At 61.7% G+C, this 14,407-nt stretch carries 10 protein-coding genes and 1 pseudogene; 4 read left to right on the top strand and 7 right to left on the bottom strand.

Annotation, left to right across the window (positions count from 1 at the left end):
* Window positions 1-7 precede the first annotated feature (7 nt).
* The 3 genes from AB4Z19_RS02190 (at window position 8) to AB4Z19_RS02200 (ending at window position 2,395) form a co-directional block, all read left to right on the top strand.
* Window positions 8-907 carry a LysR family transcriptional regulator gene (locus AB4Z19_RS02190; protein WP_442024258.1) on the top strand — a complete coding sequence of 300 codons (900 nt, stop codon included), beginning with the start codon at window positions 8-10 and terminating at the stop codon, window positions 905-907.
* A gap of 143 nt (window positions 908-1,050) precedes the next feature.
* A complete protein-coding gene (locus AB4Z19_RS02195; RefSeq protein WP_442024256.1) occupies window positions 1,051-1,422 on the top strand; it encodes a DsrE family protein in 372 nt (123 codons plus the stop codon).
* A 22-nt stretch (window positions 1,423-1,444) separates the two neighbouring features.
* On the top strand, window positions 1,445-2,395 hold the full coding sequence (locus tag AB4Z19_RS02200; protein ID WP_442024254.1) for an alpha/beta fold hydrolase: 951 nt from the start codon (window positions 1,445-1,447) through the stop codon (window positions 2,393-2,395).
* A 74-nt stretch (window positions 2,396-2,469) separates the two neighbouring features.
* Here AB4Z19_RS02200 and AB4Z19_RS02205 read toward each other — a convergent pair whose 3' ends face one another.
* The 3 genes and pseudogenes from AB4Z19_RS02205 to AB4Z19_RS02215 form a co-directional block, all read right to left on the bottom strand.
* Complete coding sequence (locus AB4Z19_RS02205) at window positions 2,470-4,701, bottom strand: NADP-dependent isocitrate dehydrogenase (RefSeq protein WP_442034095.1); 2,232 nt, start codon at window positions 4,699-4,701, stop codon at window positions 2,470-2,472.
* A 359-nt stretch (window positions 4,702-5,060) separates the two neighbouring features.
* Window positions 5,061-6,455, bottom strand: coding sequence for a DUF1501 domain-containing protein (locus AB4Z19_RS02210; protein ID WP_442024250.1), 1,395 nt, complete (start codon window positions 6,453-6,455; stop codon window positions 5,061-5,063).
* 9 nt (window positions 6,456-6,464) lie between these two features.
* Window positions 6,465-8,006: pseudogene (locus tag AB4Z19_RS02215) on the bottom strand (DUF1800 domain-containing protein).
* A gap of 346 nt (window positions 8,007-8,352) precedes the next feature.
* Here AB4Z19_RS02215 and AB4Z19_RS02220 point away from each other — a divergent pair.
* Window positions 8,353-9,129 (top strand): hypothetical protein, encoded by a 777-nt coding sequence (locus AB4Z19_RS02220; RefSeq protein WP_442034097.1) that lies wholly within the window; start codon window positions 8,353-8,355, stop codon window positions 9,127-9,129.
* Between the two features lie 7 nt (window positions 9,130-9,136).
* Here the strand turns inward: AB4Z19_RS02220 and AB4Z19_RS02225 are convergent, their stop codons facing one another.
* The 4 genes from AB4Z19_RS02225 to AB4Z19_RS02240 are packed head-to-tail and all read right to left on the bottom strand — an operon-like array spanning window position 9,137 to window position 14,385.
* The gene (locus tag AB4Z19_RS02225) at window positions 9,137-9,856 is read right to left on the bottom strand and encodes a FadR/GntR family transcriptional regulator (RefSeq protein ID WP_442028148.1); all 720 of its coding nucleotides are present in this window, start codon (window positions 9,854-9,856) and stop codon (window positions 9,137-9,139) included.
* Between the two features lie 31 nt (window positions 9,857-9,887).
* Entirely contained in the window at window positions 9,888-11,192 is a 1,305-nt protein-coding gene (locus tag AB4Z19_RS02230; RefSeq protein WP_442028147.1) for an MFS transporter, read from the bottom strand.
* Complete coding sequence (locus tag AB4Z19_RS02235; protein ID WP_442028146.1) at window positions 11,189-12,178, bottom strand: alpha/beta fold hydrolase; 990 nt, start codon at window positions 12,176-12,178, stop codon at window positions 11,189-11,191. The genes AB4Z19_RS02230 and AB4Z19_RS02235 overlap by 4 nt, the downstream gene beginning before the upstream one ends.
* A gap of 2 nt (window positions 12,179-12,180) precedes the next feature.
* Window positions 12,181-14,385: a TonB-dependent receptor gene (locus AB4Z19_RS02240; protein WP_442034099.1), complete on the bottom strand. Its 2,205-nt coding sequence runs from the start codon at window positions 14,383-14,385 to the stop codon at window positions 12,181-12,183.
* Window positions 14,386-14,407: the final 22 nt, after the last annotated feature.

A 14,407-nucleotide genomic window follows, 5' to 3' on the forward strand; every position in this document is an offset into this window, starting at 1 on the left:
GAAATAAATGGATCAGATCCACCTGATGAACGTATTTGCCGCCGTCGGCGACGAGGAGAGCTTCGCGGCTGCCGCGCGCCGGCTGGATTTATCCCCTGCCGCTGTCACGCGCGCCATTTCGAGCCTGGAAGAACAACTGGGCGTGAAGCTGCTACTGCGGACCACGCGCAATGTGCGGCTGACCGAAGCAGGCCGCCGCTACCTGGATGACACGCGCAACATCCTGGCCAGTATCGCGGAAGCGAATGAGGCGGCGGCGGGCGTGAATTCGGCGCCCAAGGGCAATCTGTCCGTCACTTCCTCAGTGCTGTTCGGGAAGTCATTCATCATGCCTTGCATTCTGGGTTTTCTGAAGGACTACCCTGAGGTGGAAGTATCGGCCTACTTTCTCGACCGAATTGTGAACCTGGTCGATGAGGGAATCGATGTTGCCGTGCGCATTGGCCATCTGCCGGATTCCAGTCTGAAGGCGTTGAAAGTAGGGCAGGTGCGGCGCGTGCTGTGCGCTTCGCCCGAGTACCTGGCGAAGAACGGCGTACCGCAGCATCCGGCGGATCTGCTGCGCCATACCATCATCGCCGCCAGTGGCATATCGCCGCGGGTGGAATGGAAATTCGGCGCGGTGGACGATCCGACCATGGTGCGCATGAAGCCGCGTCTGACGGTGACCAGCAATGATGCGGCGATCGATGCGGTACTGGCTGGCCTGGGTATCTGCCGATTGCTGTCCTACCAGATTGCGGATGACGTGGCCGCCGGGCGCCTTCAAATTGTGCTGGCCGATTACGAGGAGGCGGTGTGGCCCGTCCACGTTTTGCATCGCGAAAGCAAATATGGTTCGTCGAAAGTGCGCAATTTTATCGACCGGCTGGTGGCTGACCTGCGCGCGCATGCCCATCTGAATTAGGCGCTGATTTCGCTGAGCGAAATAATGAATTGAGTTTTGCATAGTTTTTCTCCGGCTGGTCAATAAATAGAATGGCTTCCATCCGCTGCAGCTTGCGGTGAAAGACCTGACCAACCCTGACCAGCAACCAATTGGAGAAAACCATGAAAGCAGCCATCATCATCCTGTCCGATCCCAAAGCCGGCGAAGAAGCACTGGGCCGTATGTTCAACGGCCTGGCAGCCGCCTATGACTTCAAGCAGAAAGGCACCGAAGTCGGTATCTACTTCCAGGGCACCGGCACGCGCTGGCCAGGTGTGCTGGCCAATTCCGCCCACCCAATCCACGCGCTTTACAAAGCCGTCGAAGACAAAGTGGTTGGCGTTTCCTGCGGCTGCGCCGACGTGTTTGGCGCCCGTGAAGAAGTGGAGCAGGCGGGCTTCGATCTGATCACCGACAACAGCGTACCCGGTACCTCCGGCCTGCCAAGCATCGCGCAGATCTCGGCGGACGGCTACACCGTATTTTCGTTCTGATACCCCTGACCAGGAGAACCTGATGAAAGCCCTTGCAGCAGCAGCTCTCGCGCTGGCCGGCGCCGCGCACGCAGCCCCCGTAGCCTATCGTACGGTCAAGGTAGACGACGTCACCATCGCTTACCGCGAAGCCGGTGATGCCAGCAAGCCCACGGTTCTCCTGCTCCACGGCGTACCAAGTTCCTCACGCATGTACGAGGGCCTGTTGCGCAAGCTGGGCGACGAGTACCACCTCGTCGCCCCCGACTATCCCGGCTTCGGCAACAGCGATGCGCCGGACCCGGACACTTTCGCCTATACCTTCGATAACCTGGCAAAGCTCATGCAGAAATTCACCGACGCAGTGGGTGCGCGCCGCTATGTGCTGCTCATGCAGGATTACGGCGCACCGGTTGGCATGCGCATGGCGATGGCGCGCCCTGACGCTGTGCAGGCGCTGGTTTTCCAGAACGGGAACGTCTATGAAGAAGGTCTCGGTACCATGTGGGCCAAGCGCAAGCCGTTCTGGGCGGACCGCGCGGCCCATGAGAAGGAAGTGATCGCTGCGCACCAATCGGTCGCCGTCACACGCGGACGCCACATCGGCACCGATCCCGACGTGGAAGCCTACAACCCCGATTTGTGGATGGACGAATGGGCGTATCTGAATCGCCCCGGCCAGGTGCGCATTCAGGCCGACCTGATTTACGACTACCAGCATAATCTGGCGGCGTATCCGCAGTGGCAAGCCTGGCTGCGTCAGCGGCAGCTGCCGACGCTGGTGGTGTGGGGCAAGTACGATCCTGCGTTCATCGAGCCCGGTGCCCACGCCTTCCGCCGCGATAACCCGAACGCGGAAGTGCACATACTCGATGGCGGGCACTTTGTCATGGATACGAAACTGGACGAGACCAGCGGCATCACGCGCGCATTTCTGCGCAAGCAATTGTTAACAGGTTTTGTGGACAAGTCTGTTAACAAGGCCGGCCACTGAGATCCAAGCCTTTGATTTGAAAAAAGAAAACGGCGGTGCACATTTGCTGTGCACCGCCGTTTCAGCGAATGAATTTAGATCGAATTCAGCGCTGCGTTCAGGGTTGCGCTTGGACGCATCACGGCTTCGGTCTTGGCTGGATCAGGGTAGTAGTAACCGCCGATGTCCATTTCCTTGCCCTGTACCGAGTTCAGTTCGTCGACGATCTTGGTCTCGTTTTCGGACAGCGTCTTCGCCAGTGGCGTGAACTTCGCCTTCAGTTCAGCATCTTCGTTCTGAGCTGCCAGGGCTTGTGCCCAGTACAGCGCCAGGTAGAAGTGGGAACCGCGGTTATCCAGTTCACCGGTGCGGGTCGATGGGGACTTGTTATTGTCCAGCAGCTTGCCGGTCGCTTCGTCCAGGGTCTTGGCCAGCACTTTGGCTTTCTCGTTGCCGAACTTCAGGCCCAGGTCTTCCAGCGACACCGCCATCGCCAGGAACTCGCCCAGCGAATCCCAGCGCAGGTGGTTTTCTTCGACCAGCTGCTTTACGTGCTTAGGAGCCGAACCGCCGGCGCCGGTTTCGTACATGCCGCCGCCGGCCATCAGTGGAACGATGGACAGCATCTTGGCCGAGGTGCCCAGTTCCAGAATCGGGAACAGGTCGGTCAGGTAGTCGCGCAGGATGTTGCCGGTCACCGAGATGGTGTCCAGGCCGCGCGATACGCGCTCCAGGGTGTAGCGCATTGCACGCACCTGCGACATGATCTGGATATCCAGGCCGCTGGTGTCGTGATCCTTCAGGTACACCTGCACCTTCTTGATCACTTCGTTTTCGTGTGGACGGTATGGGTCCAGCCAGAACACGGCAGGCATGCCGGAATTGCGGGCGCGGGTCACGGCCAGCTTCACCCAGTCACGGATCGGCGCGTCCTTGACCTGGCACATACGCCAGATATCGCCTTCTTCCACGTTCTGGGTCAGCAGCACTTCGCCGGTGGCCAGGTCGGTGATGTTGGCAACGCCGGCTTCCGGTACTTCGAAAGTCTTGTCGTGCGAACCGTATTCCTCGGCTTGCTGCGCCATCAGGCCCACGTTAGGCACGGTGCCCATAGTGGTCGGGTCGAAGTTGCCGTGCCATTTGCAGAAGTTGATCATCTCCTGGTAGATACGGGCGAAGGTCGATTCAGGCATGACGGCCTTGACATCCTTCGGACGGCCATCGGCGCCCCACATCTTGCCGCCGATACGGATCATGGCAGGCATGGAAGCGTCAACGATGATGTCGTTAGGCGAATGGAAGTTGGTGATGCCTTTGGCCGAATCGACCATGGCCAGTTCCGGACGGTTGGCGTGGCATGCGTGCAGGTCCTTCAGGATCTCTTCCTTCTGCGACGCTGGCAGGGTCTCGATCTTTTCGTACAGATTGACCATACCGTTGTTCACGTTCACGCCCAGTTCCTCGAAGGTCTTGGCGTGCTTGGCGAATGCCTCCTTGTAGAAGATGCGCACGCAGTGGCCGAACACGATCGGGTGCGACACCTTCATCATGGTCGCCTTCACGTGCAGCGAGAACATCACGCCGGTCTTGTAGGCGTCGTCGATCTGCTTTTCGTAGAACTCCAGCAGGGCCTTCTTGGACATGAACATGGAGTCGATGATTTCGCCGGCCTGCAGCGCGACCTTCGGCTTCAGCACGATGGTCTTGCCGGAAGCGGTCAGCAGTTCCATCTTCACTTCACGGGCTTTGTCCAGGGTCATGGACTTTTCGCCGTGGTAGAAGTCGCCGTGGTGCATGTGCGAAACGTGGGTGCGCGAAGCCTGGCTCCATTCGCCCATCGAGTGCGGGTGCTTGCGTGCGTATTCCTTCACCGCCTTTGGCGCGCGGCGGTCGGAGTTACCTTCGCGCAGGACCGGATTCACGGCGGAGCCGATGCACTTGCCGTAGCGTGCCTTCAGGGCCTTTTCTTCGTCGGTCTTCGGATTCTCAGGATAGTCCGGCAGCTTGTAGCCGCGGCCTTGCAGTTCGAGCACGGCCGCCTTCAGCTGGGCCACGGAGGCGCTGATGTTCGGCAGCTTGATGATGTTGGCTTCCGGACGCAGGGTCAGAGCGCCCAGTGCGGCCAGATTGTTCGGTACTTTTTGTTCGTCGGTCAGGTATTCCGAGAACTCGCCCAGAACACGCGCTGCGACCGAGATATCGCTGGAAACGACATCAACGCCAGCCGGCGCCGTGAACTTCTTGATGATGGGGAGCAGGGAATAGGTTGCCAGCAGCGGCGCCTCGTCAGTCAGGGTATAGATGATTTTTGGATTTTCTGCTGCCATGTTGATTCCCTCGTATGCGATCAGATGTGAGTTCCGCGAGTGAGGCGTGGGCCGCCTTCCTCGTACAAGGCCTATATTTTACTCAATCTGGAATCTTTCGCATGACGAAATCTTTTTCCGCGTCATGCAATAGACTTGAAAGCCGCGAGGAAGCCGCAAAAATGTGATTATTTTCACAATTCTGGGTCGGATCCGTCATTTGGAGACTCGGTTGCGCGGCGCTGGCTCGGCGCGTTGATTCCTGTCAGGACGTACCGCAAATTGCAGGCGCTTCGGTATTTGCCGAAGCGCCTTGATCGGGTGCAAAGAATCTGCTTGGGCGTCCGAATGACAGACCTGCCCCGAATTACGCCCCCGAATTAAAGGAAGCCGAGGGTGCGGGCGGAGGCGTTGTAGTTGGCCAGGTTAGGCAGCAGGGTGAGCAGGTTGCTGTCGCTGATGCCGAGCCAGCGGCCGAGCGTGGCGGCGTATTGGTCGACCGATGTCGTCGGCAGCAGGCGGCCCTGGCCGACGTCGTCGGGGCCGTTGTTGGCGACAATGGGCGCCGTGCCGTAGAAGCGCTGGCCCTGGACGGCGCCGCCCAGCACGAAGTGCATGCTGCCCCAGCCATGGTCGGAGCCGTCGGTGTTCACGGTCAGCGTACGGCCGAAGTCGGAGGCAGTGAAGGCTGTGACTTTGTCCGCCACGCCCAGTTCCTGCGTCGCCGCGTAGAACGAAGACATGGCATTCGCCACTGTCGCCAGCAAGCCCGGATGCACGGTGCTCAGGCCATCGTGGTTGTCGAAGCCGCCCAGCGAGACGAAGAAGACCTGCCGCCTGGCGCCCAGCGAACTGCCGACGGAGATCATGCGCGCCACCATTTTCAGCTGGTCCGCCAGGCTGTTCCCAGCCGGGAAAGGCGTGTTGATCGCAGGACCACCGGCCAGAGCGCCGCTGAGCACCGTGTTGGCGTCGATGGCGCGCTTGGCGACGCGCGTGTATTCCTGCTCCATCAAGTGCGTGCGCTGCTGGGTGACCAGGGCTTGCAAGGCGGCGCTGGCGGCGGTCGATCCGAACAGCGGCTTTTGCAAGCCCGCAAAGGCGACCGAACCGTTGGGCGTGACCTGGTACTGCACCGCCGAACGTCCCGACAAATACACCGCATTGCCGGACACGTTCACGCAAGTAAAGGTGGCGTTGCCATTGCCGGACTCGAACAAATCGCCCATGCGTCCGCCCCAGCCGGACGTGGCGCCTTCCGGTGCGGAGGACTGCCATACGGATTGCTGGTCGTTGTGCGAGAACAGTTTGGGCGGCAGCGGCACGGCGTTGCTCAGATATTGCTGTTTGGTGGTTGGCTGGATCAGCGTACCCACATTCAGCAGCACGCCCATCTTGCCCGCGTTGAAGAGCGGCAGCAGAGGGGCCAGTTCAGGCGCCAGCGCGTATTGCCGGGCGATACCGCTGGAGTCCACCGGCGCAGTGACGGGCAGCAGCGCGGTGGGCGCCAGCGCGTCGCGGCCATACGCCAGCTTGGGACGCAGATTGAAGTAGGCGTTGTAGTTGGCCGCGTCGTAGGGCACCAGCGTGTTGGCGTAGTCGTTGCCGCCGTAAAGGAAGACGCAGACGATGGCCTTGTAATCGGTGGCCGTTGCGGCCGAGGCTTCGGCCATGGCGGCCAGGTTCAGCGCCCACGGCGTTGCCACGCCGGCGACGGAGAGTGCAGAAGCGCGCTTCAGGAAGGCGCGGCGTGATGCGTTCATGCTGCGGTTCATGGCGGCTCCTTACTTGAGAACGACAAAGTTCGGTGCGGCCATGACCAGGGTCAGGGCGGCAGCGATGCGGTTGCGGCGGGCGTTGTCCGTCCCTTTGGGCATGGCGTTCAGGGCGCCGGCGACCAGGGCTTGCGTTTCCGCGTCCAGCTGGCCGGCGGCTAGCACCGTGTTGATTTCGGCCAGCAGAGCGGCGCCATTGTCGGCCAGCGGCGCCAGCGTGCTGTAATCGGCCTTCACGTCGCCGATGCCGGAGTAGACGGCGCGCTGCATATAGTTCACATAGCCGACAGTCGAGGATTCGTTCGACAGCTGGAATTCCGGCGCCACTAATCCTGCCGTGGCCAGCGCGCTGTTGGGCGGCACATAACCGGGGCGGAAGAAGTTGAACACGGACGGTGAACGCAGCGGACTTTGTCCCAGCCTGGTCGCGGGATCCGAGGTATTGCCGATCGCCCAGGCATCGGAGGCCGACGTGGCGTTGTAAGCCCGCGCCCAAGCCAGGAAGCGCAGCATGGGTTCGCGCAGTTTGCCGAAACTGGCGGAGGCAGCGCTGGACTGGCGCGCTTCGGGGTCCAGCAACAGGGCGCGGATCACGGCGCGCAGATTGCCTTTCACGTTGTTGCCGTCGTTGTTGAACACGGCGGCGATGCGCGAGACGAAGTCCGGGCTCGGATTGCTCGTCACCAGATGCTGTATCAACTGGCGGCTGATGAAGGGGGCGACGTTGGGCTGGGCGAAGATCACGTCCAGCGCTGCGGAGAGTTAGTCCGCGCCGCTCATGCCGGCGGACAGGGTACGGCCAAGCAGGGATGCGGTGCCCGTTTCGTGACGGGATGGGTATTGGGTCATCGGCCGGCGCACGAAGTCCGGTGTGTTCTTGTCGCCGCCGGCGAGGTCGAAGTCCCAGCCTGTCATCACGCGCGCCAGACCGCTGACGTCGTCCTGCGTATAGGTGTAGACCTGCTTGCCGTTGACCAGCTTGGGCGTGCCGTCCTGATTGAGCTGCACCAGGCCGATGGTGAAGAGCTGCATCAGTTCGCGGGCGTAGTTCTCGTCGGGATGCGAGCCGGTGACGGCATTCGCTTTCTGGTTGCCGCGGAAGGTCAGGTACTGGCCCATGGCGACGCTGGTCGATACCTGGCCCAGCAAAGTGCGGTAGTTGCCGAAAGCGCTCGCTTCCAGCAGATCGAGATAGGCCGCCGCCGAGAAGGCTTTCCAGCCGGAGCCCGTCAGGCTGTCGATCGACACGACCAGGATTTCCGACAGTGCCAGCGTAACGCGCTGGCGCAAGGTATCCGGCGCGGCAATCAACTTGCGCCAGACGGCCGCGTCGAAGCCTTGCTCGGAATTTTTGTAGGTGAGGGCATTGAAGCCTTTGGCCACCAGCCAGTCCCAGCGCGTTCCGCTGGACGGCATGGCGAACTGGGCATCGAGCCAGCCGCCGTAGCCGAGGGACTTGACCTCGGCAATCAGCGCCCGGCTGGCGCCCATCGACGCCTGCGCAAGGAAGCGGGCGGCATCGTTATCGGAAATCGCGGCAGAAGAAGTCATGGCGGGGTCCTGTCTGTCCTTGCTATTAGGAAAGAGTAATCCAACCGTGTGGGCTCAGCAGCGGGATTTGTAAGAGACTGTAATTCTGTTGCGTTCCTGCAGTGCTGCTGAGCGGACAAGGACGTCTGCGGCGTTACAATTTGTTGCATCTTCCAACAATTGAAATGGCGCGCACGCTTGAGTTTTACCTGTTGAATGAGGGAAACTCTTACGTGTTTCACATTGGGAAGGAGTAGAGATGCAAATCCAGCGCGTACCGTCCTTATTGCAGGGCGTCGCTGATGTCCGCAATTGGATTGTAGAGCACATCCCGCTGTCGTCGTCGATGGTTGGTTATGATTTATTTTTGAAAATCGGTAATGATTTTGTTTCCGGCAAGCCACTGGAACTGGAGGTGGTGTTCCAGGAAATGCCACATTCGGAAGCGGAGCTGCGCTCGCATATTGCGGCGATGGTGGATTCGGGCCTGCTGGTTGCGCAGACTGGCGCGGACGGGGGCTCGGTGCGGCTCATGCCCACGCAGCGCTTTGTCGAATTACTGAAGCAGTACCAGTCCAAATTCGAAAGCCACTTCATCCTGCGCAAGGATCTGCGGTCGCAACAGCTGTTGGCCATGGCGCCGGATGCGCGCCTGCAGCACCTGGTCGAAACCTTGTACGACCATTTCTACGATATCGGCTGGCTGTATCTGCACAATTTTGGCGGGATCTGCTTCCTGATGTCGTCGCTGGTGAAACGCGTGACGACGGCTTACGGTTTCAATGCGCGCATCGAATCCTGCCATGTGGAGATAATCCGTGGCGAGCACAGTTTCAATCTGGGCAGCCCGGGCTATGCGGCGCCGGGCCAGATCGAAGGCCATGCGGTCTGCGTAGTTGACGATTCCGTGCTGATCGATTTCGGCCTGGGCAATGTGCGGCGCGGCTTCCGGCGCGATTTTTATTGGGCCTTGGCTTGTTCTTATGAACCGCACGACACCGTGATGGCGGAGATGCAGTTGCCGCAAGGTGAAACGGTCACCTGGATGAACGACTGGCAGACACCGGATGGCCCGGCGGAATTGGCGAAATACGAAGCGCTGGTGGAAGAGCTGTTCGCCCTTTACGTGGACAAATTCGGCTGAAGACCGGTCAGGCGGCATCCTGGCGGGGGACGTGGACGATGGAGATGTCGAAGTGATAGGACATCGCCGAGACCGCGCCCATCGCATCCCCTTCGCAAATGCGATCCACCACGGCCTGGTGGGCATCGATCACGCGGGTCAGATCGGCTTCGCTGCGGCGGTCGTCGAAGTGGATGCGGGAAGAGGCTTCCACTGGCGTGCGCAAGGCCGCCAGCAGGATGCTGTTCAGCGGGTTGCCGCTGGCTTCTGCAATGACGCTATGGATGGCGGTGTCGCAGGCCACGCGGCGGGCGTGGTCGGAGCCGGCCGCGCGCATCTGCGCGACCAGCTCGCGCAAGGTCTGGCGCTGTTCCGGCGTCGCATAGCGCGCCGCCAGTTGCGCAGTTTGCAGCTCGATGGCGCGGCGCGTTTCAATGACGTGGGCGATGCTGACTTGCGCCGTGTTGAGCGCGTAATCGAACACCTGCGCCAGCACGAAAGGATCGATGGCGCGCAGACGCGGACGGCGTCCGCCTTCAATTTCAAGGATGCCCAGTGCCGCCAGGCTGCGATAGGCTTCGCGTACGCTGCCGCGGCTGACCTTCAGATCCAGGCCGATCTTGACTTCGCTGGGCACCGTGTCGCCCGGACGCAGATGTTCGCTTTGCACCAGCGCGAGCAGGTGGCGCGCTACCTGCGCCGACAGTGTGGGGCGTTCGAGCGGAGAGATGGTGGCAGTGGTATCCATGCTTGAAGCCTAACCGCTCGATTGAGACCTGTCAAACAGGCTTGCTGCCATAGACGCGCTTGATGCGGCGCGACAGTGTCCAGAAGAAGAAACCCGTCAGCATATTAATCATCGCGATGGCGGTCATGGCTGTGCGCAAGCCGCCGACACCGCCGTCCGCTGTGCCCAGTAGGTCGCTCAGCGCGCCCACCAGCATTGGCCCCATGCCTTGTCCGATGATCACGCCCGCCACGCCGATGATGGCGACTGCGGTAGCGCGGGCTTGCGGCGCAACCAGGTCCTGCACGGTGCCGAAGACCGGTCCCGCCAGCGTGCCCGCCACCAGGAAGGTGATGAAGAGCAGCGCCATTGCTACCCATGGGTCAGGCACATGGAAGCTGGCGATCAGCGGCACCAGCACACCCCAGCTGACCCAGGCCGAATAGTTGGCGCCATGCGCGCGGGACTTCTTCGCCAGCCGCACGCTGATCTGTCCTCCCGCCAGCGCGCCAATGCCGCTCGCAAGGCCAATGCACAAGCCCAGCCCCAATCCAACCACCGGTGGCGACAAGGCGAAGGACCGTTCAAAATAACTTGGCAGCCATGCGCCGACCGCACCCGCCACGCCAACGAAGGCAAAGGCCAGCACCAGCATGAAGAAGCACTGCAGGTCGCCCAGCTGGGACCAGATGTTTTTGCCCAGCGTGCCGGCTGGCGGCTGGTCCACTCGCAGCGGCTCGCGCACGGTCAGCTGGAAGATCAGCGCCATCACCATGCCGGCAATGCCAAGCCACACGAAGGCCATGCGCCAGCCGACTGAATTCACTAGCAGTCCGCCGCCCAGCATCCCGCCCAGCATGCCGAGATAGACGCCGCTGAAGTGCGCGGCATAGGCGCGGCCTCGCAGCTCGCGCGGATAGTAATCGCCCAGCATCGAGTGGCTGGCCGGCACGCAGCCCGCTTCACCGACGCCGACGCCAATGCGCGCCGCCAGCAGGAACATGAAGCTGCTGGCCATGCCGGATGCGCCGGTCATCAGCGTCCAGGCGGCGAAGCTGAGGAAGATGATCCATTTCCGGCTGCCCCTGTCGGCCATGCGCGCCAGCGGGATCGAGATCAGGCCGCCCAGCAGCGAGAAGGCGAGGCCGTTGAGCAGGCCCAGTTGCGTGTCGCTGAGCAGGAACTCCCGTTTGATCGGTTCCATGAACATGGAGATCACGACCTTGTCGACGGAACACATGAAGCCCACCACGGCCAGCGCTGTCAGGACATAAGCACGATAGGCGGGGCTGAAGCTTTTCATTGCGGGGGCTGGTGCCTGGACGTCCGGCGGCAACCGGTCGAGTGCTGATTTCATGCGGCTTCTCCCATTTGTTGCGGCATGAAGCACCGCAGATCGTCAGCCCACAGCGCGGCGTCCGCGCCGGAAGCGAAATGGCCTTTGTCGCTGTCGAGTTCCACATAGGTCCAGTTTTCGGTGCCGGGCATTTGCATGACCGTTTTCCCCAGGGCTGGCGAGAACACGGGATCGGTGCGCGATAAGACGAACATCACCGGCATCTGCATTGCGGCCAGCTGCGGCCGCACGTCGAACGTTTCCGCCGCCTGCATCAATACGAACAGCGACATGGGATCGAAGGCTTCTGCCCATTCACGCGCCAGACGCTCCACTTCCGCTGCGCGTTCGCTGGCATCGGGAATGCGCGGCGCCAATTCGGCATCGACCCCGTACAGGGTGAGCGTCTTCACGCGCTGTGCAGTCAGATAGGGCAGCATGGCGCTGCGGTCGCCGCGGCACCAGGGTTCCCAACCCGGATCGGATTGCAGCGATTTCAGAATGCCCGCAGCCGTTGGCGGCGCGGGATGCCAGGGCGCGCCGACGGCGGCGATGACGCGGCCCACTATGTCCGGATAACTGGCCGCCCATTGGAAGGACTGATAAGCGCCGAAGGAGGGGCCGGTCACTGCTGCCAGCTTGCGCACGCCCAGCGCATCCAGCAGGGCTTTCTGCGCATTGACGATGTCCTGCACCGTGATCGGCGGGAAGTCCGGCATGAAGTCAGGACCGGTCGAGCCGTAGCAGGAGCCCAGCATATTCGGGCAGATCACGCAGTAGCGGTTGGTGTCGATCGGCTTGCCCGGCCCGACCAGATCACTCCACGATCCTTCCGCCACATTGGCGCCGGGATCGAGCATGGAAGGACCGGTGGTGTAGCCATGCAGGACCAGCACCACATTGTCCCGTGCCGCATTGATCTCGCCTAGCTGGCGGTAAGCCACTGCCATGCGCGGCAGCACCACGCCGCTGGACAGTGTGAAGTCTTGCATCGTGTACTGGTTCATGATCAGAATCGGTAGCCGGCTTCGATGCCGATGGTGCGCGGCGCGATAATGCCTTCGCCGAACGGGCTGCCATCGGCCTTCAGGGACTCGGTCTTCACGAAGGTGATGCCGTGGCTGTCGTTCAGGTTCTTGGCGTATAGCGAGAAGCGCCAGTTGTTGTTTTCGATGCCAGCGTTCAGATTGAGCGTGGTGTAAGAACCCACGTCCACCGATGCGTGCCTGCTGAAATCGGAGACACGCTTGCCGGTGTAGTTGACGGTGCCGCCCGCGTTGGCGCTCCAGTTGCCGGACAGGTGCCAGCGATAGTTGGCGCCAACCGATCCGCTCAGCTTGGGCACGAAAGGCAGGCGATCGCCATCGACGCCGCCTGCTGCGGGCGCGTCTTCGGTCAGCTCGGCCAGTGTGTAGCCCATCGAACCGCGCAGCGACAGGCCGGAAACCGGATACCACATGATCGAGGCTTCCGCGCCGCGGCTGCGCGCAGCGCCGCCATTGACGTAGAAATTGAAACCGGCGGCGCTGGTCTGAATCTGGATGTCCTTCCACTTGGTGCTGAACAGGGCCGCTTCGATGGATACCTTTCCGCCATCCAGCACCGACTTGTAGCCCAGTTCATAGCTGGTCAGCGTGTCCGGCTGGAAGGTTTGCGGCGCATTGCCGATGCCGGTCGGCGGCACGGCGTTAGGGCCCCCCGGGCGATAGCCGGTCGCCACACGGCCGTAGAAGGCGGTCGTGGCGTTGGGCTTGTAGCGCAAGGTGCCGAGGTAGGTGGTCTTGTTATTGGACGAACCGGAATTGATGAAGACCGGCACCGGGCCAATCAGCAAGCCACTGTAGTCCTGAGTGTAGTGCTGGTCGTCCTTGCCGTGGCGGATGCCGCCCAGCAGGTCGAATTCGGGCGTGATCGCATACGTCGCGTTGGCGAACACCGAGTATTCGCGGTAGGTCGTGTCGATGGAGGCCTTGGCGATGCGCGGCAGTGGATAGGCTGCGCCGGTGGTGGTGGAGAAAGGCTTGAAGTCCGGGATGCGGTTGGTGTCGTCTTCGCTGGTGTAGTACAGGCCCGCCTCGTATTCCAGCCGGTCGTTCAAGGCCGTGGAGCGGGCGCGCAGTTCCTGCGATACGCGGTGAGTCGTGGTGCTCTGGGTGTAGCCGATGCCGAGATCCGGGATCTTGAGCAGCGGCCCGAGGCCCGCGCCGTAGCCGAAGGTGCTGTCCGAGCCCTGGTCGGCATCCATATCCTGCACGGTGGTCGAAGACACGATGCTGAACGGGCCCAGTTCCCCATTCAGCGTGAGGTTGTAGACCTTCAGGTCGACGGAGGACAGTTCATCGGTAAAGCGCTTCTGCTTCATATCGCCGAACAAAGGCTTCAAGGTGGCCGGATCGACGTCGATAATGGTATTGCCACGCGTGTTGACTTTGTTGCTCAAAGCGGACAGGGCCAGCTTCCAGTCCGGCGTGATGTTCCAGTTGAATGCGATGCGGCCGCCTTTGGCGCGCGAGCTGTTCACGTCCTCGGCGCCGTTGGTGCGATCGATAAAACCGCCATCCTGGCGTTCGAAGCCGGATACGCGCAGCGCCATGGTGTCGTTGATTGGCACGTTGAGGGAGAAGCGCCCGGTCCAGCCGTCGCCGCCGTCTTTGACCTTGTTGCCGCCGACGGCAACGCTGGCGTGCAGTTGACGGTAATCCGGTGGTGCAGTGACGTAGCGTACCAGGCCGCCCATGGCGCCTGCGCCATACAGCGTGCCCTGCGGGCCTTTCAGCACCTCCACTCGCTGCAATTCCGCCGGGTCGAGGTCCGGGGTCACCGAGCTGCCGGCCGCGTAGGCGTTCACGGAGCCGATCGGCATCTCGTCGATATAGAAAGCAGTGGAGGAGGCGGATTGCGTGACGCCGGTGGTTATGCCGCGCAGGGTCACCTGCGTAAAGCCGGGACGGAAGGACGATAGCGACAGTCCGGGGATCTGCGCCGCATAGTCTTCCAGGCGCGTCTTGCCTTCGCGCGCCAGCTGTTCGGTGCGCACGGCGGTTACGGATGCGGGAACGTCGATCGCCGCCTGTTCGCGCTTTTGCGCCGTGACGATCACCTTGTCGACGGTTTCGTCATCGGCCGGTTGTTGCTGCGCATAGGCAGGCAGTGCGCAGAACAGGGCGGCGGCTGCCGCGATGGCGGTACGGGGATAGTGCTTATTTTGCTGCATGATTGTCTCCTACTTATTTTTT

The sequence above is a fragment of the Pseudoduganella sp. RAF19 genome, from assembly GCF_052114165.1.
In the GTDB taxonomy this organism is placed as follows: Bacteria; Pseudomonadota; Gammaproteobacteria; order Burkholderiales; family Burkholderiaceae_D; genus Rugamonas.